This is a genomic window from Streptomyces sp. NBC_00647 (assembly GCF_045207245.1).
In the GTDB taxonomy this organism is placed as follows: domain Bacteria; phylum Actinomycetota; class Actinomycetes; order Streptomycetales; family Streptomycetaceae; genus Streptomyces.
Window position 1 is genome coordinate 4,923,510 of sequence record NZ_CP109040.1, and the last position, 22,582, is coordinate 4,946,091.

26 protein-coding genes and 1 tRNA gene are annotated in these 22,582 nt (G+C 68.6%); 20 read left to right on the top strand and 7 right to left on the bottom strand.

Annotated elements, in window-relative coordinates; translation table 11 throughout:
- Positions 1-41 precede the first annotated feature (41 nt).
- The 3 genes from OG788_RS21440 to OG788_RS21450 all read left to right on the top strand — a co-directional run bounded on the left by OG788_RS21440 (position 42) and on the right by OG788_RS21450 (position 3,859).
- Positions 42-1,208 carry an FAD-dependent oxidoreductase gene (locus OG788_RS21440; protein WP_351537265.1) on the top strand — a complete coding sequence of 389 codons (1,167 nt, stop codon included), beginning with the start codon at positions 42-44 and terminating at the stop codon, positions 1,206-1,208.
- An 87-nt stretch (positions 1,209-1,295) separates the two neighbouring features.
- Positions 1,296-2,279, top strand: a complete 984-nt coding sequence (locus tag OG788_RS21445) for a zinc-binding dehydrogenase (RefSeq protein ID WP_406372794.1) — start codon at positions 1,296-1,298, stop codon at positions 2,277-2,279.
- A gap of 149 nt (positions 2,280-2,428) precedes the next feature.
- Positions 2,429-3,859 carry an MFS transporter gene (locus tag OG788_RS21450; RefSeq protein WP_406372796.1) on the top strand — a complete coding sequence of 477 codons (1,431 nt, stop codon included), beginning with the start codon at positions 2,429-2,431 and terminating at the stop codon, positions 3,857-3,859.
- Positions 3,860-4,006: 147 nt separating this feature from the next.
- Here the strand turns inward: OG788_RS21450 and OG788_RS21455 are convergent, their stop codons facing one another.
- On the bottom strand, positions 4,007-5,413 hold the full coding sequence (locus tag OG788_RS21455) for an NAD(P)/FAD-dependent oxidoreductase (RefSeq protein WP_406372797.1): 1,407 nt from the start codon (positions 5,411-5,413) through the stop codon (positions 4,007-4,009).
- Positions 5,414-5,423: 10 nt separating this feature from the next.
- Positions 5,424-6,077 (bottom strand): rhomboid-like protein, encoded by a 654-nt coding sequence (locus tag OG788_RS21460; protein ID WP_406372798.1) that lies wholly within the window; start codon positions 6,075-6,077, stop codon positions 5,424-5,426.
- Positions 6,078-6,255: 178 nt separating this feature from the next.
- Here OG788_RS21460 and OG788_RS21465 point away from each other — a divergent pair, with 178 nt between their 5' ends.
- On the top strand, positions 6,256-6,735 hold the full coding sequence (locus tag OG788_RS21465) for a GNAT family N-acetyltransferase (RefSeq protein ID WP_406372799.1): 480 nt from the start codon (positions 6,256-6,258) through the stop codon (positions 6,733-6,735).
- Positions 6,736-6,997: 262 nt separating this feature from the next.
- Here OG788_RS21465 and OG788_RS21470 read toward each other — a convergent pair whose 3' ends face one another.
- On the bottom strand, positions 6,998-7,189 hold the full coding sequence (locus OG788_RS21470; protein WP_406372800.1) for a hypothetical protein: 192 nt from the start codon (positions 7,187-7,189) through the stop codon (positions 6,998-7,000).
- A 761-nt stretch (positions 7,190-7,950) separates the two neighbouring features.
- Here OG788_RS21470 and OG788_RS21475 point away from each other — a divergent pair.
- Positions 7,951-8,265 (top strand): hypothetical protein, encoded by a 315-nt coding sequence (locus tag OG788_RS21475; protein ID WP_406372801.1) that lies wholly within the window; start codon positions 7,951-7,953, stop codon positions 8,263-8,265.
- Position 8,266: 1 nt separating this feature from the next.
- Positions 8,267-9,316 (top strand): LPO_1073/Vpar_1526 family protein, encoded by a 1,050-nt coding sequence (locus tag OG788_RS21480; protein WP_406372802.1) that lies wholly within the window; start codon positions 8,267-8,269, stop codon positions 9,314-9,316.
- A 53-nt stretch (positions 9,317-9,369) separates the two neighbouring features.
- On the opposite strand, the gene OG788_RS21485 is transcribed toward OG788_RS21480, so the two are convergent.
- Together OG788_RS21485 and OG788_RS21490 are read right to left on the bottom strand one after the other, a co-directional pair.
- Complete coding sequence (locus tag OG788_RS21485) at positions 9,370-10,029, bottom strand: YdcF family protein (protein ID WP_406372803.1); 660 nt, start codon at positions 10,027-10,029, stop codon at positions 9,370-9,372.
- A complete protein-coding gene (locus OG788_RS21490; RefSeq protein ID WP_406372805.1) occupies positions 10,026-10,820 on the bottom strand; it encodes a GntR family transcriptional regulator in 795 nt (264 codons plus the stop codon). Before OG788_RS21490 ends, OG788_RS21485 begins: the two co-directional genes overlap by 4 nt.
- Positions 10,821-11,283: 463 nt before the next feature.
- Between OG788_RS21490 and OG788_RS21495 the strand changes: the two genes are divergently transcribed.
- The 13 genes from OG788_RS21495 to OG788_RS21555 all read left to right on the top strand — a co-directional run bounded on the left by OG788_RS21495 (position 11,284) and on the right by OG788_RS21555 (position 20,154).
- Positions 11,284-11,550: a DUF6284 family protein gene (locus OG788_RS21495; RefSeq protein WP_406372807.1), complete on the top strand. Its 267-nt coding sequence runs from the start codon at positions 11,284-11,286 to the stop codon at positions 11,548-11,550.
- On the top strand, positions 11,550-12,404 hold the full coding sequence (locus OG788_RS21500) for a protein spdB (RefSeq protein ID WP_406372809.1): 855 nt from the start codon (positions 11,550-11,552) through the stop codon (positions 12,402-12,404). The genes OG788_RS21495 and OG788_RS21500 overlap by 1 nt, the downstream gene beginning before the upstream one ends.
- A complete protein-coding gene (locus tag OG788_RS21505; RefSeq protein ID WP_406372811.1) occupies positions 12,404-12,742 on the top strand; it encodes an RRQRL motif-containing zinc-binding protein in 339 nt (112 codons plus the stop codon). The genes OG788_RS21500 and OG788_RS21505 overlap by 1 nt, the downstream gene beginning before the upstream one ends.
- A 29-nt stretch (positions 12,743-12,771) precedes the next feature.
- Positions 12,772-12,984: a hypothetical protein gene (locus OG788_RS21510; protein ID WP_406372813.1), complete on the top strand. Its 213-nt coding sequence runs from the start codon at positions 12,772-12,774 to the stop codon at positions 12,982-12,984.
- Between the two features lie 2 nt (positions 12,985-12,986).
- Positions 12,987-13,304, top strand: a complete 318-nt coding sequence (locus tag OG788_RS21515; RefSeq protein WP_406372814.1) for a hypothetical protein — start codon at positions 12,987-12,989, stop codon at positions 13,302-13,304.
- An 82-nt stretch (positions 13,305-13,386) separates the two neighbouring features.
- Positions 13,387-15,492 carry an ATP-binding protein gene (locus OG788_RS21520; protein WP_406372816.1) on the top strand — a complete coding sequence of 702 codons (2,106 nt, stop codon included), beginning with the start codon at positions 13,387-13,389 and terminating at the stop codon, positions 15,490-15,492.
- Between the two features lie 203 nt (positions 15,493-15,695).
- Entirely contained in the window at positions 15,696-16,172 is a 477-nt protein-coding gene (locus OG788_RS21525) for a hypothetical protein (RefSeq protein ID WP_406372818.1), read from the top strand.
- 23 nt (positions 16,173-16,195) lie between these two features.
- On the top strand, positions 16,196-16,468 hold the full coding sequence (locus tag OG788_RS21530; RefSeq protein WP_406372820.1) for a hypothetical protein: 273 nt from the start codon (positions 16,196-16,198) through the stop codon (positions 16,466-16,468).
- A gap of 85 nt (positions 16,469-16,553) precedes the next feature.
- Positions 16,554-17,306, top strand: a complete 753-nt coding sequence (locus OG788_RS21535) for a DNA methylase (protein WP_406372822.1) — start codon at positions 16,554-16,556, stop codon at positions 17,304-17,306.
- The gene (locus OG788_RS21540) at positions 17,303-18,196 is read left to right on the top strand and encodes a bifunctional DNA primase/polymerase (RefSeq protein ID WP_406372824.1); all 894 of its coding nucleotides are present in this window, start codon (positions 17,303-17,305) and stop codon (positions 18,194-18,196) included. Before OG788_RS21535 ends, OG788_RS21540 begins: the two co-directional genes overlap by 4 nt.
- Complete coding sequence (locus OG788_RS21545; RefSeq protein WP_406372826.1) at positions 18,193-18,630, top strand: hypothetical protein; 438 nt, start codon at positions 18,193-18,195, stop codon at positions 18,628-18,630. The genes OG788_RS21540 and OG788_RS21545 overlap by 4 nt, the downstream gene beginning before the upstream one ends.
- On the top strand, positions 18,627-19,784 hold the full coding sequence (locus tag OG788_RS21550) for a DUF3631 domain-containing protein (RefSeq protein WP_406372828.1): 1,158 nt from the start codon (positions 18,627-18,629) through the stop codon (positions 19,782-19,784). Before OG788_RS21545 ends, OG788_RS21550 begins: the two co-directional genes overlap by 4 nt.
- A gap of 169 nt (positions 19,785-19,953) precedes the next feature.
- Positions 19,954-20,154 carry a helix-turn-helix domain-containing protein gene (locus OG788_RS21555; RefSeq protein ID WP_406372830.1) on the top strand — a complete coding sequence of 67 codons (201 nt, stop codon included), beginning with the start codon at positions 19,954-19,956 and terminating at the stop codon, positions 20,152-20,154.
- 100 nt (positions 20,155-20,254) lie between these two features.
- Here the strand turns inward: OG788_RS21555 and OG788_RS21560 are convergent, their stop codons facing one another.
- Positions 20,255-20,797, bottom strand: a complete 543-nt coding sequence (locus OG788_RS21560) for a hypothetical protein (protein ID WP_406372832.1) — start codon at positions 20,795-20,797, stop codon at positions 20,255-20,257.
- A gap of 138 nt (positions 20,798-20,935) precedes the next feature.
- On the opposite strand from OG788_RS21560, the gene OG788_RS21565 reads away from it, so the two are divergent.
- Positions 20,936-22,321, top strand: a complete 1,386-nt coding sequence (locus OG788_RS21565; protein ID WP_406372834.1) for a tyrosine-type recombinase/integrase — start codon at positions 20,936-20,938, stop codon at positions 22,319-22,321.
- Positions 22,322-22,367: 46 nt separating this feature from the next.
- On the opposite strand, the gene OG788_RS21570 is transcribed toward OG788_RS21565, so the two are convergent.
- Positions 22,368-22,441: transfer RNA gene (locus tag OG788_RS21570), tRNA-Thr, on the bottom strand.
- Positions 22,442-22,582: the final 141 nt, after the last annotated feature.

The following is a 22,582-nucleotide window of genomic DNA, read 5'->3' on the forward strand; positions in this document are numbered from 1 at the left end:
GCCAGACCCCGTCGGACCCCGAGCAGAGGAGACCTCCAGCCATGTACCGCATCACCGTCATCGGCGGCGGCTTCGCCGGACTCACCGCCGCGATCACCGCCGCCGAAGCGGGGGCCGAGGTCACCGTGTACGAAGCGCACCACACCCTCGGCGGGCGCGCCCGGACCGCCGAGGGCCCGTACCGGACGAACGAGGGCCCGCACGCCCTCTACAGCGCCGGCCCGCACTGGACATGGCTCAAACAGCGCGACCTGATCGGGGCACTCGCCCCGATCCCGCCCCTGGAAGCCGCGCGGCTTCGGCTGCGCCACAAGGGCGTGCTGCGCCGCACCCCGCCCTTCGCGATGCTCAAGCTGCTCCGCCGCTCCTGCCAACAGGCCCCCGTGGACGTCGACTTCATGACCTGGGCGACCGGACAGGCCGGAGCGGAGGGCGCGCGGGCCGCCGCCCACTACTCCGCCGTCGCCCTCTTCCATCACGATCCCGGGTCATTGTCGGCGGCGTTCGTCCAGGAGCGGCTGCGCCGGACCATGAAACTGCCGCCGGAGGCGCACTGCCCCCGGGGCGGCTGGGCGAACGTCATCGACCGGATGGCGGCGCGGGCCTGGAACCTCGGCGTACGGATGGAGACGCTGGCCCGGGTGGACACGCTCCCCGTGGACCGGGGCCCGGTCGTCGTCGCCACCTCGCTCGACTCCGCCCGCCGTCTCCTCAAGGACGCGTCGCTGACCTGGACGAGCGGCCGTACCGCCCTCGTCGACCTGGCTCTGCGGAGCCGGCGCGGCGACGCGTTCGCCGTCTCCGACCTGGACGCGCCGGGCTGGATCGAACGGTTCACCGCGCGGGACCGCACCCTCGCCCCGGCCGGGGAGCAGTTGCTCCAGGGGCAGATCCCGATCGCGCCGGGAGAGTCCGGGGCCGATGGCGTCGCGCGCGCCGAGCACCTGCTCGACCTCGCCTTCGAGGGCTGGCGCGAGCGGGTCACCTGGCGGCGCGAGAGCGTCGCGAACGGCCGTACGGGCGCGGTCGACCTGCCCGGCACCAGCTGGCGGGACCGGCCCCGCATCGACCGCGGCGACGGCGTCTACCTCGTGGGCGACCAGGTCGCCGCTCCCGGGGTGCTCTCGGAGGTCTCCTTCAACAGCGCGATGGAGGCGGTGGCACTGGCCCTGCGGATCCGGGAGCGCCTTGACCTCAAGCGAGCTTGAGGTTGAAGAGTGGACATTCCACCGACCTCACGAGGCGCTCCCGCGGACCTCACGGACCCCGAACCTCGTAGATTTTGAGGAGCCCCGATGTACGCGATCCGCCTGCACGCCTTCGGTCCCGCCGAGAACCTCGTCCACGAGCGGACCGAGGACCCCGAGCCGGGCCCCGGCCAGGTCCGTATCGCCGTGGCCGCCGCCGGCGTCCATCTCCTGGACGCCGCCCTGCGCGAGGGCATGCGGGGCGGCCCGGCCCCCGCGCCCGCGGCCCTGCCGACCGTCCCCGGCCGCGAGGTCGCCGGAACCGTCGAGTCCCTCGGCGAGGGCGTCGCCGGACTCTGGCTCGGCAGGCGCGTCGTCGCCCACCTCGGTTTCGCCCCCGGGGGCTACGCCGAACTGGCCGTCACGGATGTCGAGCGCCTCCACGACATCCCCGAGAACCTCGACTTCGCGCAGGCCGTCGCGATGATCGGAACAGGGCGTACGGCCATGGGGATCGTGCAGTTCGCCGAGTTCGGCCCCTCCTCCGTGGTCGTCGTGCCCGCGGCCGCGGGCGGCATCGGCACGCTCCTCGTGCAGTACGCGCACCACACGGGAGCGACCGTGGTCGGCCTCGCAGGCGGCCCGGAGAAGGTGGCGCGGGCCCGCGCGAACGGCGCCGATCCGGCCGTCGACTACACCGACCCCGGCTGGCCGGAGAAGGTCCGCGCGCACCTCGGCGGCCGGGCGGCGACCGTCGTGCTCGACGGCGTCGGCGGCGACGTCGCCCGGGACGCCGTCGCCCTGCTCGGACCCGGTGGCCGGCACATCGTCTTCGGCTGGTCGGGCGAGGGCATCCGCGACGGCTCCCCGTACCTCGTGGAAGGGGTGTCCGAGCAGGTGCTCGGCCCCGTGATGATGCGCAGGGCGGGCGGCCCCGACCCCGTACGGACCCTGGAACTGCGGGCCCTCGCCGAGGCCGCGGCCGGGCGCCTCACCCCGGCCGTCACCCGCTTCCCGCTGGCCGAGGCGGCAGCCGCGCACCGGGCCCTGGAGAACAGGGCCACGATCGGAAAGGTGGTGCTGGAGCCATGACCACGAACCCGAAGAACGCGTCCCGAGACGCCGTCCCGACCGAAGATGCGACACATCCCGTTTCATGGTCTTCTGGGCGGGTGAGTGTCACCCGGACAGGTGAACCAGAGGCTCTCGCGGGTCCCGATCCCCATCGTTGGTGGGGCTTGGTGATCATCGCTCTCGCCCAACTGATGGTCGTGCTGGACGCGACGATCGTGAACATCGCGCTCCCGTCCGCACAGCGCGACCTCGGCATGTCCGACGGCAACCGGCAGTGGGTCATCACGGCCTACACGCTGGCCTTCGGCGGGCTGTTGCTGCTCGGCGGCCGGATCGCCGACCTCGTCGGCCGCAAACGCACGTTCGTCATCGGGCTGATCGGCTTCGCCGTCGCGTCCGGGATCGGCGGCGCGGCCACCACCTCCGGGATGCTCTTCGGCGCCCGCGCGCTCCAGGGCGCCTTCGCCGCCCTGCTCGCCCCCTCCGCGCTGTCCCTGCTGACCACGACCTTCACCGATCCGAAGGAGCGCGGGAAGGCCTTCGGCATCTACGGGGCGCTCGCGGGCTCGGGCGCGGCGATCGGCTTCATCGTGGGCGGCCTGCTGACGGAGTACCTGAACTGGCGCTGGTGTCTGTACGTCAACATCCCCATCGCGGTCATCGCGGTCATCGGCGCGCTCGCGCTGCTGAGCGACCGGCCGGGCCACAAGAACGTCCGGCTCGACGTGCCCGGCGCGGTGCTGGGCTGCGGCGGACTGGTGGCGATCGTCTACGGGGTCAGCGAGGCGAACGGGCACGGCTGGACGGACCCGCTGGTGCTGGGCCTCATCGCGGGCGGAGTCGCGCTGCTGGTCGCGTTCGTGTGGTGGCAGAACAGGGCGCCGAGCCCGCTCCTGCCGCTGCACATCGTCAAGGACCGCAACCGCGCCGGCTGCTTCCTGACGATGGGTCTGGCGGTCATCGGCATGTTCGGCGTCTTCCTGTTCATGACCTACTACCTCCAGGTCATCCTCGGGTACTCGCCGGTGAAGACCGGTCTCGCGTTCCTGCCGCTGACGGTCGCGATCATCATCGGTTCGACGCAGATCTCGGCGCGGCTGCTGCCCCACGTGGCGCCGCGCATGCTGATGGTCCCGGGCATGATCCTCGCGGCCGGCGGCATGCTGTTCTTCACCCAGCTCACCGTCGAATCCGACTACGCCGGCGAGCTGCTTCCGGGGCTGCTCCTGCTGGGTCTCGGCATGGGCCTGACCTTCATGCCGGTCTTCGCCACGGCCACCGCCGGCGTCGCCCCGCAGGACGCGGGCGTGACCTCCGCGACGGTCAACACCTCGCAGCAGGTGGGCGGCTCCATCGGCACGGCCCTGCTGAACACCATCGCGACCACCAGCAGCGCGACCTACATCGCCGCCCATCTCCGCAACCCCGCCCAGAAGGCACAGATCGTCAGCGAGGGCGTCGTCCACGGCTACACCGTGGCCATCTGGTGGGCCACCGGCATCATGCTGCTGGCGGGCCTGGTCGCCGGCCTCATGGTCACGGCCAAGGCCCCGAGGCAGACGCCTTCGAACGCGACCGTCCCGGAATCCGCCGTCTGACGGCACCGGCCCCCGCCAGAGGCGCCCTCGGCCGCCGGAGGCCATGGTCCCGGCCGCCGAGTCCGTCTCCTCGGCCGCCGAGCCCGTCCCCCGCCCGCCGGGCCCGTCCCCCGCCCGTCGGGCCCGTCCCCCGCCCGTCGGGCCCGGTCAGTGCCGTCCGGCCACCCGGTCCGCGAGCCGCGCCAGCCGCGACGAGTCCGCGCTGTGGGTGGTCAGTTCGCGGCGGTCCGCCGTGCGGTAGGTCGCGTACATGCCGTGGACGCCGATCCAACGGAACGGCTCCGGTTCCCACTTGCGGACCTTGTGGTCGACCCAGGGCAGGGCGGTCAGGTCGGTCGCGCCCGCCTGGCCGGAGTCCCACTGCACGAGGTCGCGCAGCGTGCGGGCGGCGAGGTTGGTGGTGGCGACGCCGGAGCCGACGTAGCCGCCGGCCCAGCCGAGGCCCGTCGAGCGGTCCAGGGTGACCGTGGCGCACCAGTCGCGCGGGACGCCGAGGACGCCCGACCAGGCGTGGGAGACCCGGACGCCGGTCAGCGAGGGGAAGAAGCGGACGAGGATCTCGTGCAGGGCGTCGACGGTCGCCTGCTGGGTGCGGCCGTCGTTGTCGGTGCGCGAGCCGAAGCGGTACGGGACACCCCGGCCGCCGAGCGCGATGCGGCCGTCGGCGGTGCGCTGCGCGTACATGTACGCGTGCGCCATGTCGCCGAGCGTCTCGCGGCCCTCCCAGCCGATCTCCGCCCACTGCTCGGCGGTCAGCGGCTCCGTCGCGATCATGGAGGAGTTCATGGGCAGCCAGGTCCGCCTCTGGCCCTTGAGATTCGCGGTGAAGCCCTCGGTGCAGCGCAGGACGTAGGGGGCACGGACGGTGCCGTACGGCGTCACCGCGTGCTTCGGGCGGATCTCGGTCACCGGCGTCTGCTCGTGGATGGTGACGCCGAGCGCCTCGACGGCCGCGGCGAGGCCCTTGACCAGCTTCACCGGGTGCAGCCGGGCCCCGTGCGGGGTCCAGGTCGAGCCCACCGCGTCGGCGACCCGGATCCGCTTGGCGGTCTCCTTCGCGCCGTACAGCTCGCGGTCCTTCTCGCCGTAGGACAGCTCGTGCGCGTGGAAGGCCTTGAGCCGGGCCAGCTGGGCGGGCGTGTACGCCACTTCGAGGACGCCGCCCTGGTGGATGTCGGCCTCGATGCCCTCCTCGGCTGCCACCCGCACGACCTCGTCCACGGTGTCGTTCATGGCCTGCTGAAGGCGTACGGCAGCCTCCTGGCCGTGCAGCTTCGCGTACCGGTCGCGGCCCGCGATGCCGTTGTAGAGCCAGCCGCCGTTGCGCCCCGAGGCGCCGTAGCCGCAGAACTTCTGCTCCAGGACGGTGACGCGCAGGAACGGGGCCGCCTTCTTCAGGTAGTACGCGGTCCACAGTCCGGTGTAGCCGCCGCCGACCACCACGACATCGGCGGTGGTGTCGCCGGGCAGGGGCTCCCGGGGGGCGGGGAGGCCGTCGTCCGCGTACCAGAAGGAGATGCCGCCGTTCACGACGTTGCTCGTCGAACTGCTCATGAGCGGGACGTTAACCCCGACGAGCGGTCACTGTCTCCTTCGGATTCCATGCTTTTCCCCGCCCTCTGACCAGCGGATAGCAGGCGAGACCGATCAGGACGGAGGTGAAATGCCCGAGATCGGTGAAGGTGCGCGCGGTCGCGAACGGAACCCCGTACACCGCCAGCACGACCGCCAGATACGGGTACCGCCAGGGTGTCGCGATCCGGTACGTGAGCACGCCGATCACCCCCGCCAGGGCGTAGCTCACCCCGATGTCGAGGGTGTCGACCGCGGAGTGCGGTGCCATGCCGTGCCGGATCGCCCAGAGCAGCGCACCTTCGCTGATCAGCGTCGACAGCACATGCGCGGCCGCGTTGACCGCCAGCCAGCGGGCGGTTCCGAGCCAGCGTTCGGCCGGCGCCTGGAAGACCGTGTAGAGAACGGCGTACGGCAGCCAGTGCCCGCCGTCGATCCACATCGCGCTGGCGAAAAGCACCCGCACCGGGTTGTTCGACAGCTCATGGATGTTCGTCGAGCGCTGCCGCAGGAAGTCCTCTTCGAAATCCGGAGACATGTGGTGCATGGCCACGGTGGTGATGAAGAGAATCGTCAGCCAGATGTACGTGCCCGGGGCGCCGCGCACGTACATCCACACCCTGTGGAAGCCCCGGTCAATACGCATGACCCGATTCACCCATGCCAGGAGTGTCCCTTATGCGATCGACATCCCGGGCGGCCCGACCGCGTCGCGGGCGAAGTCCGCGGAACTCCCTGCGGGAACTCGAGAACAGCCGTCGCCCGGACCCGGAGCGTCTCGAATCGGACGGCGGCCGCGCGACCGCCGCGGCTAGTCTCGCCGCATGATCCGTACCGCGACCCCCGACGACATCCCCGTCATCCATGCCCTGGTCCGTGAACTCGCGGAGTACGAGAAGGTCTTGGAGGAGGCGAGGGCGACACCGGAGCAGCTGCGCGAGGCGCTGTTCGGGGAGAACCCGGCCGCGTACGCGCACATGGCGGAGGACGACACCACGGGCGAGCCGGTCGGCTTCTCGCTGTGGTTCCTGAACTTCTCGACCTGGCGCGGCGTCCACGGCATCTACCTGGAGGACCTGTACGTACGCCCCACGGCGCGCGGCGCGGGCCACGGCAAGGCGCTGCTCACGGAGCTCGCGCGGATCTGCCGGGAGCGCGGTTACCAGCGCCTGGAGTGGTCCGTCCTGAACTGGAACCGCCCCTCGATCGACTTCTACGAGTCGCTGGGCGCGCGCCCGCAGGACGAGTGGACGATGTACCGGCTGACGGACGAGCCCCTGGACGCCCTGGGGAACCAGGGCTGAGCCCCTCGCACGGAAGGCCCACGACCGCGGGCGGCGCGGATGTCCGCGCCGCCCTCGATGACGTGTGCCCGAGCCCCCTGTCGGATTCGAACCGACGACCTACGCATTACAAGTTGTCGGATCTCAATCCGGGGGAGTCCATAGCCGTCTTCAAAGAGGTCGTCTTCCCAGCTCGGAAGCGTTCCAGGACTCCGGCGGACAGCAGCAGACGACTCCGGAACTCACAGCAGACGAGACCGCAGATGAGACCACAGGTGACCCGCTACGTACGAAGGATCGCCAACGCCATCAAGCCGACTGTGCTGAGTCCGATCCATACGGCGGTGCCGACGGTCGCGGTAATCCCAGGGTTGCGCGTCCATCCCCAGATGCCGGCGCTGACCACCAATCCGAGGGTCAGAGAAATCGCGAGGATCGCAAGGATCCATGCGAACCGATCCCAGTTGTCGCTCATGCCTGTCTTCATCCCTTTCACACAAGGGTGAACTCGGCAGAGAAGCGTGATGCGAGCAGCTCTCAACCGAGCCACCCGTCATACACAGGTCGCTTCGGTTGAGGTCGCCGCAGATGGATTGGTTTCCTCAGGGTCTTACTGTCGTTTATCGTCGTTCAGCGCTATCACTTTCTGGGGGCCCTTAGGCCGCTCCAGTGGCGGATGTACGGGAACCGCCAACTGCCCGTACTCACCGGCCCTCCGGGCATCCATCGCTACCCGTACAGACCATGTAGGCGCGTCTCCCTTGGAGGGTGTCGCGTCGCGACGATCAGAATAACACGAAGCAACCGACGGGCCACCGAGAGTTCCGGCAGCCGGGAAGAACGACGAGCCCAAGGCGCCACAGCGGTTGGGCCAGCTCGGTGGGTTACGGCTCTAGCACAGGTGATCTTGAATGACGTGGTGTTGCCTGCGTTCGGGCTGACGCGCTCTGCCGGCGAAGGCTCGTCTGCGGTGTGCGGCGCCTGGTGATGACGCTGACCGGGGCCACGCGGCCCAACCTGTCGCTACAGGAGTCCGGTCGCGATCCCTATTCGCAGACACCTGCCTGAGACCGCCGACACATCGGCCATGAAGTCTGCGGCGTTCCTCCGGAGCCGGGAGTGCCCGCCCGTGCGACCCCGTGCACCCCACCTGCACTGAAGGTGGGGTGCACACGTAGACAGTGTCCCCTTCGAAACCCCTGCCACCGGCTCCCGGCTTGGTCCAGAATGGCGTGCATGACACCGCAGCAACGACGCAAGGCGCTTTGGATTACTGGTGCCGCCATCGGGGTAGCGCTGGCAGGCTTGGGGATTTACTTCATTCACATCGGCATGGATCGTTCCAATGCAATTTCAGGCGTGTTGGGATTCTTTGCCTCTGTGATCGGACTCGCCGTTTCGGTTTTTTCTCTTATCCAGGCACGTCCCAGCCAGCAGAGCAACTCACCTCAGTCCGTTCGTATGAGTCAGCAGAGCGGAGCCAACTCCGTGAATCTGCAGTCAGGCGGCGACATTAATCTCGGAGACAGCAATAGAATTGGAGGCCCATAATATGGCATGGCTGAGACAACGAGGCGGAGATGGGGCACAACTGATTCAAGCCCAAAGTGTAAACTACGGCATTAGCGTTCAAGACGCCGAACACATCTGCCTGAAACTAATGCAGGAAAACCTCGCACGTTACTCTCAGGAGGCGTTTGACGTCGCGCGAGAGAGGGTTGAAGAATTCGCCGTAAACTACCTTACCGAACTGAACAAACAAGCCCCTGAGTCCATCTCCAACCTGAAAGATCCAGGCGTTCAATCTGCCGTATTGGACGCCGAGAGCGGCTTTGCCAAGAGCGGCGACGAAGATCTCGGAGAAGTCCTCGTAGAAATGCTCGTTACGAGGACTCTGGGAACTGATCGCAATGTTCTACAACTTGCTCTCAATGAGGGCATTTCCGTAGCCCAGAAACTTACTTCGAAGCATCTTGCAGCACTTTCGCTGGTGTTCTTCTTCAAGAACCTTCAGGCAAACCCAACCGATACGGAATCCCTGATGGGGCAAATTAGGTCTTTGATCCAGCCTGTTTGCGCCGACTTTGAGAACTTTACAGATTCAGATAGTAGATACTTGGTTGCGACGGGATGCGCCGTTCAGTCCATCGCGACAGTTTCATGGCAAGAAGTCATGAAACAGCGGTACCCTGGAATTTATCATCGCGGATTTCGACCTGCCGAGACGCCTTCCATGGAGAAAATCCTCAAGGAAATCGAAGATCCGAATGCTGCCGCCAGCCTGTTCGTGATGGCAGACGAAGAGTTTTACAAGGTGAACGCCATCACAAAGGAGAGCGCGAAAACGCTGGGCGAGACAGCCGGCCTGACAGATACCTCCAGCTTGATTGAACTCATGACACACAATCCGATCCCGGAAGCTGAAATCTCAGATGCCCTGAAGCGCGAAATTCCAGAATTTTCAAGCTTCCTTGACGCTTGGCAAACATTGGGCTTCGATAGCTTTGACCTATCCCTGACTGGAATTGTCGTAGCGCACGCCAACATGAGGCGGCTAGCGAAGGATGCATTCGGCGCAAGGATCGGCGTCTGGATCAATTAGCGGTCGGGGAGCAAGAGAGTGAAGCGAGCTGTCTTGATAGTGCAGATGAAGTTCTAGACCTCTGATTCCGATACAAGGCGGCTCGTAAACCCTTCGCTCCGCAACCGCTCATATGCCGCCGTAACATCACACGGAATCTGCTGCTCAATCATGAACCCTTGTCGCGGGTAGACCACAAGTCGCTGTTGAGCCCCAACCAACATGTCGATCACAAGACGGGCATCATGGATCGAGTCGACATACTCGGTCAAGTCCATGGGGGTCGAAGCGCTCACCCATTCGACCTCGGCCCAGAGCTTTCGTGCCGTTGCGTATGCTCGCCGCTCCTCGTAAGGCTTGGTAACCAACAGAACCGACGACACGGGAATCCGCCGTTCCTCAAGCAGAGTCCTAGAAAAGCGGATGTTCTCACCCGTGTTCTGGGCCCTCGGCTCGACGATTATTACGTCCGCAGGAACGCCCAAGTCAACGGCGCGATCACGATAATGCTCGGCCTCGCCTCGGGGCATCCGCTCACGGGTTGTACGGCTGGTCGATCCCGTAAAGACGATGACCGGCGCCATGCCCTTGAGATACAAGTCGGCGGTGGTGTCAGCCACGCCTAGATCATGGCTGCCGAGCCCGATCGCCACGGAACACGGGCGTGGCTTGTGCCGCATCTGCTGGAAGTCCCAAAGCAGTTGCGCGTCAGCCCATGCCTGCGTCGAGATCATTTGCCTTGCCCCTCCGTCTTCGCCGAGTCGGGCACTTTGAAGTCGTAGGACCACGAGAACCGTGTGGCCGCGTGTACTCCAATCGCGAACTCCACCACGGTCCCGTCGGCGGTGTACGTGGTGCGGTGCAGCTCAACTACCCATTCCCCCGGCGAGAGCTGGAGGAGCTGGGCTTCCTCATCCGTGGGGACTCGCGCGAACAGCTCCTCTTTCATGTGGTCGATCTCGAATCCGGCGTCGTACAGGACGCGGAAGCCGCCACCACGGCCTGCGGGCCCCGGAGTCGGGTTCACGATCCGCGTGCCCTCGACGTGTTCGGGCCGGTAGTAGCTAGTCAAGGTGTGCGTCGGTTGCGAGCCCTCTTTCACGAGCCGCGCCCGCGCGTATACATCCGCGCCCTCGGGCAGCCCATGCGCTGCTGCCACGAGCGATGGCGCCGGCACACGGTTGACGCTCTGGGTCTGCTCGTTCCGGCGGTACGCGCGCCCGGACGCCACGCGGTCGGCGATGAACGCCACCTCGTCGCCGTCACGCCACTTCGCCTTGTCGTATCGCGCGATCCCGAGACGCTTGAGGGGCGTCTGCTGCCGGACCACAGTGCCGTGACCTCGCGATGAGGTCACCAGCCCCTGTGCTTCGAGCGCCTTGTACGCCTTGTGAACGGTGTCCTTTGAGCCCTCACCTGCCGCCACAAGGTCCCTGATCTGGGGCAACTGTGCGCCCGGAGCGTACTCGCCACTCCTGATCTGTTCGGCGAGCTTGTCCGCCAGCTCCCGCCACTTGGGTGCCACCGCAGCACTCCTCTCGACCCGCCCAGTGAAGCACAGTCCTAGGACTGTTGACAGTCCTGGGACTGCGGTGCATTCTCATCTCAGGCCGCTCGCAGTCCTAGGACAGCGGGTCGGAAGGGGTCTTCTTTGGTCTGCTTCCTCGCCGTGTCGGTTCGGGATAGCTCGCTTCCGCAGGAGCCCCCTGCTGGTCGTTGCTTGAGAACTCAACAGCGTGCTGAGGAAGACCGCCCCACCTCTGCAAACAAGAGGGCGGCGTACGCGAGTTCTGGTCCCGCGCACGAGCACAGCGCGTTCTTTCGACCTCTCCGCGGCTCATCCGCTGCGGCCGGTTGCCTCCGCTGCTCGTCTCGCACGAGCAGCGTTGAGGGGAGCCGGATCTACCGACTTCAACGGCGCGCGGCCCCGGTGCTGGAACACCGGGGCCGCTGTTCGGGCCGTTCCTGTCTGAGAGGAACACGACCCAATGAACCCCATCGTCACTGTTCAGGAAGCTGTTACCGCGTTCGCCGACTTCATGGAGCCGACGGATGCGGAGCTGGCCGCGATCGATCTGGAGATGCCGCTGATCCTGGCGGACGTCGACCTGATCGACGCGCAGATCACAGCCATGGACCACGTCCCCAACGAGGTCGACACCCGCCGGGTGCGCCGGGCGCTGGCCCGGGTGCTCGCCGAGCGGGCCAAGCTGACCAACCGCACGGCCGGCACGATCCCGGCGGGGGTGGCGTGATGGCCCGCCCGACCGCTCTGCCCGCCGTCGCCGTGACGGCGATCTCCCTGGTCCTCACCCTCGCCGTGGTCGTGATGTGGCTGGGTTCGGCAATGCCGTGGCCCGTCGCTCTCGTGGTCGGTCTGGGCATCGACGGGGGATGGCTGGCCACCCTCGCCTACGAACGCCGCCTCGCCGCGCAGGGCGACCACTCCGACGCCGTGACAACGGTCGGCTGGTCGTTCGGCCTGCTCGCCACCGGCGTCCTGATCGCCCACGCGCTGACCGCCGAGGCGGACACGGGCGCGTGGCTCGCGGTGGCGTGGCTGCCGCTCGCGGCGAAGGCACTGTGGCTGGTCCACGGGCTGTGGGAGCGGACCGCACTCACCCCGACCGCGCTGACCACCATCACCGGCATCCAGCAGGAAGCCCGCGACGAAGCGGCCGTGGCCCGCGCCCGGCTGCGGGCGGAAGCCACGACGGAGGAGACCCGGCTCACTGCCGTGACGCAGGCCGGCGCGCGCGTCGCCCGCGTCCAAGCCGACACCGCCAAACGACTCTCCGACGCATGGTCGACGCTGGAAGCGGCCCGGACCGGCGAGGACACGGGCAGGGCACTGACCAGCGTGACGACCTGCGTCACACCAGACGTCACACCCCGCTGGGAACTCCCCGTCTGGGGACCGACAGCACCGCTCACCGCACTCGAATCCGGACCCGCCCTCACGGACGCCGAACTTGACGCGGTCGTGGACGAGATCCGCACCAGCCGCGTTCCCGCCCTGTCCTACCGCGAGATGGCGACCCGCTTCCGTACGGCTGGCCACTCCGCATCCGAGGTCCGCCTGCGGGCGGCGTGGAAGCGCGTGGCGTGATGGGCGCGCTGCCGGTGTTCCGGTGGCGCCTCGCCCCGGACGGCTACGCCACCCGCCGCCAACTCCGCGCCCGCGGGCTACGGCCCGGTGGCCAGGCCGTGGCGGCTCAGCTCGAACGCCCCCGCCGCCGACGTCCGCCGCTGGTGGCCCACCTCTACCGCGTCGACCTGGCCATGCCGGTCCGGCCGATGACGCCGGGCCGGTGGCGGGCGCACGCCGCGATGATGCGCGCCCGCCGCACCTGCCCGTCCTGCCGACGCGATGCCGGCTACGTCATCCCCGCCTCACTCGGCACCTGCGCGCCCTGCGCCTACCCCGACGACCAGCGCACTGCCTGAACCCTCCAACGACACCTTGGAGTTCCGCTGTGACCACCACGATCGACTACGCGTGGCATGCCTGGGTGAGCGTGCCCGGCGAGGGCCGCGCGTTCGCCCACGGCACCGTCACCGTCCCCGCGTCCTTCTGCTGGGACCGAGTCACCCGCGAGGTCGCGGCCTGGCTCGGGTCCCAGGGCGTGACCGGGCGGCTCGACGACATCCACCTCATCCTCGCCCCCGACGCCGGAAGGACGGTCTGACCATGGGCAAGCCCGACACCCGCCGTCTGGACAAGGCGATCCGCGAGACGAACCGCAAGCTCGAAGCCGTCCGACGCGGCGAACTGTGGCCCCTCACCGGCTCCGAGCGGCGCCAGATGCTCGCCGCGCTCGCTGGCGGCTCCTACCGGGTCATGCGCGGCAAGAGCACCGGCCGCGCCGACAACCGGATCGAGTCGGTCTCGACGTCGGCGGAGACGCGTCTGATCGCGGAGATCACCGCGTTGCAGATCGAGCGGCAGCGCGTCGTCACCGAGGCCGCCCGCGCCAAGGCCGCCAAGAAGTCGTCCGGCTGGTGGTGACCCCCACCGCGCCAAGCGCCCGCGCCACCCCCTCCCTCTTCACTCTCACCCCGATCTGGGGCAGTCAGGAGTCCGTTTCACCATGAGTGAGAACGTCGTTCACCTGCACAAAGACACCAACTCCGCCAACGTGACCACGTTGGCCGTGGTCCCCGAACCGGCACCGTCCGCACCGGTCCCGCCGTGGGTCCGCTCCGGACGCGCCGTCAGGCACGTCGTCACGCACGAGACGACCAGGACGACCGCCCGCGCGGTCGCCCGGCACACGCTGTACGTCGCCGGCGGTGCCCGGATTGCGGCGAAGCGGACGTGGGACGGGCGGACCGCCTCCCGGTACGAGCGGATGTTCCGTGCCGCCGAAGCCGCGGGCAACCACGAGATCGCGGCGGAGTGGGAGGAGCGCGGGCAGCACTTCCGCGAGGCCCGCCATCGCCGCCGCATGGACCTGCTCCACTCGCCGCTCGACGCGGCCAAGGGCGTGGCCGTGACCGCCGGTATGGGGGTCGGTTCGCTGGTCGCGCTCGGGGTCGTGATGGCCGTCGCGACGAAGGACGTCACGCAGGTCGTCACCCCGCTGATGGCCACCATCGAGTTCATCAACCTGATCATCACCATCGTCCAGGTCGTATGGGGCCCCGCTCTGGCCATCGGCCCGTTCCTCGCGCTGCTGGCCTTATGGGGTGTCGGCAGGCACCAGCAGGCCGCACCCGCGTGGGCGCTCCCCGCGAACGTCCGCAACAGTGAGGGGGAGCCGATCACCCCGTCGATCGTCGTCAAGGCTCTCCGCGACCTCGGCGTACCCGCGCTGCGCAACGCCATCAAGGAGATGGGGGACGCGGGCGCGTCGATGCTCGGGCCGATCCGGATCGCCGGATGCGGTGTCGAGGTCGACGTCACTCTCCCGTCCGGGGTGTCCACGATCGAAGTGCAGAACCGGCGGCGGAAGCTCGCGGAGAACCTGACCCGCCACGAACACGAGGTGTTCATCACCATCCCCCAGGCCGCCCGCACGGTCCGGCTGTGGGTCGCCGACTCGGGGGCGCTCGATGAGCCGATCGGCCCGTCCCCGCTGGTCACCGACGAGACGATGACCGCCGACTACGCCAAGGGCCGCGCCCCGTGGGGTGAGGACCTGCGCGGCGACGCGGCGGCCCTGTCCGTCTACCAGCGACACCTTCTGATCACGGGCCTGTCCAACCAGGGCAAGACCGCCGCGCTGCGAGCGCTGGCCCTGTGGGTCGCACTGGACCGGTCGGTGGAGTTCTGGATCGGTGACCTCAAGGGCGTGGGCGACTGGGCCATGTTCGAAGGACTCGCCACTCGCTTCATCCAGGGCCCGACCGACGACCACGTCATCCAGGTCACGATGATGCTGGAGGACGCGGTGGAGGAGATGAACCGGCGTCTGATGGCGCCGCCCGGAACGCAGTTCCCCGCCCTGATCGTGAACGTGGACGAGGCACAGGTCGCATTCATGTGCCCGCTCAAGGACGAGGACAAGCGGCCCTACGGCGGATCGTCGTCCAACTCCCGGTACTTCATGGCCGCCCGCAAGATTCACAACCAGGGCCGTGCCGTGAACGTGCTGCTGTGGCAGGGCACGCAGGACCCGACCGACCAGAACCTTCCCAAGCTGGTCCGCGAGGGAGCCCACACCCGCGCATCGCTCGCGCTCGGCACCGAGTCCCAGTCCCGCATGGCACTCGGCGACAAGGCCGTGAACGGCGGCGCCGCCCCGCACCTGCTGCGCCCCGGACTCGACAAGGGAACGCTGATCGTCGCGTCCGACGGCATCCAGACCCCTGCCGGACAGTCGTCCATCACGATCCGCACGCACTACATCAGCACCGAGGAAGCGACCGAGATCGCCGACCGTGCCAAGGCGCTGCGGGACGGGGTCACCACCCTGCACGTCATCGACCGGGGCGAGGACCGCGACCCACTCGCGGACATCTTCACCGTGATCGGGGACGCGGAGCGCTCGCACACCCAGGACATCGTCAAGCGGCTCGGCATCTTCGACGCGGACGCCTACGGCGACTGGTCGTTCATCGACCTCAAGCGCGTCCTGGAGGCCGCCGGCATCGAGCCGTACAAGTCGCACGGCCGGATGGTGGTCCGCCGCGACGACGTCGCCCGCGCTCTCGCCGGCCGCGACACCGGCGGTTCCGCTTCCGCCTCCCAGTAGCGGGGAGGCGGACCCTCCCGGTCCGGGGAGGCGGGGAGAACTCCCCAACCCCCTCCCCGGACCGCCTCCCCCACGTTGATCAGCGAAAACACCGTTTCGGGGAGGCGGGGAGGACCCGCAGCTCAGACCCCGAAATCCCCTCCATCGGCCACCCCGAAGGGTGTGCCACCGCCTCCCCAGTCGTGCACCGGAAGGGATTCCGCATGTATCCCGAACACCCCGCCCATCTGCCCGCAGAACGGGCCGTGACCGTCCATCAACCACAACCCCTCAGCCCCTACGACCCGGGCCCGTCGGTCGCGCTGGACCCGTACGGCGAGCGTCAGGCCGTGGTGTGGGTGCCCGACGCCTACGGGCGCATGGTCCCCATGCCCAAGCACCTCGCCCCCGCCCCGATCCTCCCGCCCGAGCCGCGCGACCTGACCCCGCTCCCGCTCCTGGACCCCGTCGCCCAGCGCTTCATGGGCGCGGGACTGGGGGGCGGCGCCCTTGCGGCCGGCCTCGGCTACGGCGTGGGCGAGATTGTCAGCGCCGCCGCCGGAATCAGCGGCGGAGCCCTCGTGTGGATCGCCGTCATCGTCCTCGCCCTACGCACCCCCGCCCGCGCCATCAGCGGCGGCAAGGGCAGCACGGTCAACATCCGCAAAGCCGTCATCAAGCGCAACCACTTCCATGACTGACCAACGGAAGGACAACCCCTGTAATGCGACTACGGCTTGAGGTCATCGGCTGGTCCCGCCGGACGCTGGTCCTGACCGACACCCCCCGCCCGGACTGCCCCGACTGCGAGGGCGCCGGCGCCATCGAGCGCGACTACGGCGACTACGACACCGGCGAGTACGCGGGCACCGAGTGCTACCCCTGCGCCTGCTCGACCGAGTGGCGCACGGTCCTCCTGCCGCTCCCGCGCCTGCCCCGCCTGCTGCGGCGGCGCGTCGCCCACCGCAACCCGTGGATCGACGAACCGCCCTTCTAGCTACGCCAAGGGCGACCCCCACTCCGCCAAGAACCGGGGTCGCCCTTGCCAACCAGATCCATCCACAGAACTGGAGACATCCAGCATGAACCAACCGACCGACATCCGGCGAGCACCCGTCTTACGGCTCGGACGCGGTGACGTGTTCCGGGTCCTGGACGCCTACTCGTGCATCGGTGGCGCCACCAGCGGCTACCGGCGCGCGTTCGGGCCGAACTGCCACGTCACCGGCGTCGACATCGAGGCACAGCCGGACTACTGCGGTGACGCCTTCCACCAGGGCGACGCCATCGAGTACATCCGCGCACACGGCCACAAGTACGACTTCATCCACGCCTCCCCACCGTGCCAGGGCGAGGGCGCCCCGACCAAGGGCACCAACGCCGCCCGCAACGCCGCGATCGGCCGTACGTACCCCCGGCTGATCGTCCCGACCCGGGCTGCCCTGGAGGCGACAGGGCGCCCGTACGTGATGGAGAACGTGGCCGGCTCCGACGTCCGCAAGGACATCCGCCTGTGTGGCGAACAGTTCGGCCTCACGGTGCTCATGCACCGCTACTTCGAACTCGGCGGCTGGACCTTCCCTCAGCCCGTGCACCCGCTCCATCGCGGCTACGTCCGGGGGTACCGGCACGGCATCTGGCGCGACGGCCCGTACGTCGCCGCGTACGGCAAGGGCGGCGGGAAGGCCACCGTGGAGGAGATCCGCGAGGCAAAGAAGATCGACTGGTCAACCCACCACCTCCGCCTCCGGGAAGCCCTCCCACCCGCCTACGCCGAGTGGATCGGCGCGGCCTTCCTCGCCTCCCTCGCCCCCCGGCTGGGGGTGGCGGCATGAGCGGGCATCTGCTGGACGCAGCCCTGTCCGCCGCCGAACGCGGCTGGCACGTCTTCCCCCTCCGTCCCGGCCGCAAGATCCCCGCCCTGCACGGCGAGCGCGCATGCACCGGCACCGGCCCGTGCGCGGACAGGCACCGGAAGTGGGAACAGCAGGCCACGACCGACCCCGACCGAATCCGTGCCGCGTGGTCGCGGGCGCCGTTCAACGTCGGGATCGCCACCGGCCCTTCCGGGCTGCTGGTCGTCGACCTGGACACGCCCGAGCACAAGGGCAGTTCGGACGCGCCTGACGGCGCGGCAACCTTTGGAGCGCTCTGCGAGCGCGCCGGACACGCCGTCCCCGACACCTACCGGGTGCGGACCGCGAGCGGCGGAACCCACCTGTACTTCACCACCCCGCCCGGCATCCGCATGACCAACACCCAAGGCACCGTTGCCGATTCGGTCGACACCCGCGCGTGGGGCGGCTACGTCGTCGCCGCCGGCAGCACCACCCCGGCGGGAGCCTACGAAGCCCTGTGCGGGCCCGTGGTGGCCCCTCTGCCCTCGTGGCTGCAAAGCATCCTGCAACCGGCCCCCAAGCGCCCTCAAGGCCTTTCGATGGCCGTAGCGGGGCAATCACGCCGATACGCGGATGTAGCGCTCGCCGAAGAATGCCGGAACGTGGCTTCGGCTCAAGTCGGGCAGCGGGAAGTGACGTTGTTCCGGTCCGCACGCGCGTTGGGGCGGTTCGTCGCGTGGGGCGACCTCCCCCGGCACGTGGTCGAGGAGGCTCTTCAGGCAGGGGGCGAGACGGCCGGACTGTCCGCGTCCGAGTGCCGCTCCACCCTGCGCAGCGCGCTCGACTGGTCCATCGCCCACAACCAGACCCGCCTGGCGACGGCATGAGCACCCGACCCCATCCCCCTCTGAAGAGCATCACCACCACCCCGGACCGCCCGCCCGCCGCTCCACAGCCTGTGGACACGGCGACCGTGGGCGAACCGAAGGGCGTCGCCCGACAGGGCGTCCTTTCAGTCCTTGTCCGCCCGGACCGCGACCAGGCCGGCGCGGCACCCGGACACGGCGACGATCCGACACCGGACCGGCCCGGCATCCGCATCTACGCCCCACCGGTCTACCGCCACCACTACGACGGGGCCCGCTGGTCGACGCGGCACGGCGACACCCCGTACGCCGCGTACGCCTGCCTGTGCGGCCTCACCGACAACGCGCGCGGCGCCGACGACGTCGCCGCCCTGATCTCCGACTACGAGTACCACCGGGCCAAGGAGTGCACCGGGACCGCCACCACACTCACCGAAGGGAGGGCCGCCGCATGACCGACAGCATCGACGGCGCCGCGCTGCTCGACGAGGTGGAAGCCTTCCACCGCCGCTTCAACGTCTTCCCGCACGAAGCCGCGTACGTCGCGGTCGCGCTGTGGGACGCGCACGCCCACCTGCTCGACTGCTTCGACTCCACCCCGCGCCTCGCCTTCCTTTCCCCCGAGCCGGGGTCCGGGAAATCCCGGGCCCTGGAGATCGTGGAAACGCTCGTGCCGCACCCGATGGTGGCCGTCAACGCGTCCGCCGCCGCCCTGTTCCGGGCCGTGTCCGGGGCCGACGGCCGACCGACCATCCTGTTCGACGAGATCGACACCGTCTTCGGCCCCAAGGCCAGCGACAACGAGGAACTACGCGGCTTCCTCAACGCCGGGCACCGCCGCACCGGCGTCACGTACCGGTGCATCGGCGACGGCGGCAACCAGAGCGTGCAGGCGTTCCCCTCGTACTGCGCGGTCGCGGTCGCCGGACTCGGATCGCTGCCCGACACGATCCTGACCCGTTCCATCGTCATCCGGATGCGACGCAGGGCCCGCAACGAACGCGTGGAAGCCTTCCGCGCCCGCATCCACGAAGCCCAAGGCAACAAGCTCCGCGACCGCCTCACCGAGTGGGCCGAGCAGACCCGCGGGTTCGTCCTCGGAGCCTGGCCCGAGATGCCCGACGGCGTCACCGACCGGCCCGCCGACGTATGGGAGCCCCTGCTCGCCATCGCCGACGCCATCGGCGGGGACTGGCCGGACCGGGCCCGCGAAGCGTGCGTGACCCTCGTCAGGGCCGCGCAGTACACCGACAAACACAGCCTCGGGATCCGGCTGCTGACCGACCTGCGCGACCACGTCCTCATCGGCATCGACCGCCTGCCCACCATCGCCATCCTGGACCGGCTCAACGCCCTCGACGACGCCCCGTGGGCAGACCTGGACGGCAAGCCGCTCGACAACCGGCGCCTGTCCCGGATGGTCGGCGAGTACATGACGGCCGACAACGAGCCGATCCGCTCCCGCAACATCCGCACCGCCGGCGGAGTCCTCAAGGGCTTCCACGCCACAGATCTGGAAGACGCCTGGGCCCGCTACTGCCCCGCACCCCAGAACTCCGCTACAGCCGCTACGCCGCTACAGCCCAGCTCAGAGCCCATGAATCTGTAGCGGCACCGAAGCGTGTAGCGGCTACGCCCGCAACCCCGTAGCGCGTGCGTAGCCGCTACACGCCACCCCTCCGCTACAAAAAACCACCCGCTGACCTGCGATGTAGCGGTGTAGCGGATGTAGCGGACTTCTGAGAGGCACCCCGAGCCCACAGAGGAGACAAGTCCCGATGAGCAGCACGCGCCCGGCTACCGACCAACTGCTCTACACCCCCGAAGCCGCCGCCGAAGTTCTGTCCTTCGGCCGCTCCACCGTCTACGAGCTGATGGCCGAAGGACTCCTCAAGTACGTCAAGCGAGGCCGCTCCCGCCGCATCCGGCGCAGCGACCTGGAGGCGTTCGTCAACAGCCTCGAACCGACGCCCAACTGACTTCGTCCAACTGTGACTGAGCGCCTCAGCAGGCCATTGAGTGCTTCAACTGGCCACTTTGGCGCTCAGCCCAGAGTGCGGCTGTACCGCCGTGTCGGAGTTACGAGTTCATATGGCGATCGGTGAGCCATCGCGCCTGAGCTACATCGCCGCTGCCCATGGTCAGGCTGGCTCGGGCAGCGTCGTAGAAGCGGTCCCGGCCTTCATCAGCGCGTCGCACGGCAGCCGACCAATCGAAGTCATCGTCAGCGATACCACGTGCCGCGCGCTCCAACTGCAGTACGGCCCAACGCCATTCGCGCGCGGCGGCCACCGTGTCAGCGTCCCCCAACAGAAGCACCCCCTCCCAGGCTTTGGTTCGCTGGGCATCCGCTTGGGCCATCAGCTCAAGGCCCGTAGTCCGATCTATCGGATGCGCCCGCGAGGAGGGTCGGGTCAGCGCCGTGATGCGATGCGCGAGCCAGTGGACCTCTTTGAGCGCGCGCCCGTACTCGGAGTAAGCGTCCAAACGTCGCTCGTCCCACCGAACCGAGAGTGCGCGTGTCCAATGCGCTTTGTCGTTGAGGCGTGCAGTGAGGAGCGTTCCGAGAACGCCGACGATGACACCTATGAGTGCTGGTAGTTGGCTCAGAAATGCAGTCACCCTCGGATCGTGCCCGTCAGGGCGTCCAGCCAAATAGCCCGCGCTCGCGCAGACCAACTGAGGTACTCAGTCACACCAACAGCCCGCCCGAGGCGGCCCCGGACCACGTCCGGGGCCGCCTTTCGCATGGAGGAGCGCATGAGCCCCCGCAAACAGAACATGGAATCGTCCATCTACCTGGGCGGCGACGGCTGGTGGCACGGTCGGGTGACCATGGGCGTCAAGGACGACGGAAGTCCGGACCGCCGGCACCGCCGCGGCAAGACCGAGGCCGAAGTACGGCGCAAGGTCAAGGAATTGGAGAGGCTTCGCGACAAGGGCCGCGCCCCGAAGGCCGGCCGCGCGCCCACCGTGGCCGCGTGGATGGAGAACTACCTCACCAACATCGCGAGCCTCAAGCTCCGTCCGCGTTCCCTCGATGACTACTGGTCGAAGACCCGCAACGACATCATCCCGGGCGTCGGCAAACACCGCCTCGACAAGCTCGCCCCCGAGCACCTGGAGCGGATGTACCGCGCCATGCTCGACGACGGGCACGCTCCCTCGCATGTGCTCAAAGTGCACCGCATCCTGTCGCGGGCCCTGAAGATTGCCCACCGCCGCCGGATCATCGCCGAGAACGTCGCCACCCTCGTGGACCCGCCGTCCGTCGACGAGACCGAGGCCAACCCGTTCACGATCGAAGAGGCGAAAGCCTTCCTGAGAGCTGCGGCCAAGCGTCCCAGTTCGATGCGCTGGATCGTCGGCGTCGGAATGGGATTCCGGCAGGGGGAGGTACTCGGCTTTCGGTGGCCGTACGTCGACCTCGATGGCGAGATGTTCCACCCTCAGTGGCAGTTGCAGCGCCTCACCTGGCGCCACGGCTGCAAGGCCCCGCACGCATGCGGCGAGCGCCTCCACCGGTTCGCTCCCTGCCCGCCGGACTGCGCGACGCACAAGGGCTACAAGCGCGGTTGTCCCAAGCCGTGCCCGAAGACGTGCACCCGGCACGCGAGTGCCTGCCCCGAGCGAAAGGACGGCGGTCTCGTCTTCACTCGCCCCAAGACGAAGAAGAGCCGCAATTCCGTGCCGATCCCGCCGCCGTTCATCCCGTACCTGCGTGAGCACCAGGCACGGCAGGAAGCCTTACGCGAGGCCGCGGGCGACGGGTGGGAGGACCACGGCGCCGTATTCACGCGGCCCGACGGCCGGCCGCTCGACCCCCGGGCCGACTGGGAGGAATTCAAAGAGCTGCTCGCAGAGGCAGGAATCGACGACCGCCGCCTCTACGACGGAAGCCGCCACACGGCCGGCACGATCCTGAACGAGCTGGGCGTGGACATGGTCACCATCATGGAGATCCTCCGGCACACCCAGATCAGCCAGACACGGCGGTACGTGAAGGGGCGGTCCCACCTCTCGAAGGACGCCATGCGCCGCATGGGCGACACCTTCATGCCCCCGCCGGAAGCCCCTACTGAGACCGCAACTGAGACCCCCGACAGCCGTGCGGCCCGCGCCGCGCGCCGCCGTCGCGTCCGCTGAACGCAAAAGCCCAGCTCAGACAAAGTCTGAGCTGGGCTTGAAGCTGAGCCCCCTGTCGGATTCGAACCGACGACCTACGCATTACAAGTGCGTTGCTCTGGCCATCTGAGCTAAGGAGGCCTGCCGCGCGCGCGTGGCGTACGTGCCCGTGCAGTGTACCCACGTCGCGGCGGGCCCCTGTCGAAAGTTTCCGCGAACTTCACCGGTCTCGGGGTACTGACAGAACGCATGAACGCCAGGTAGCGTCCTGAGTCGGTTCAC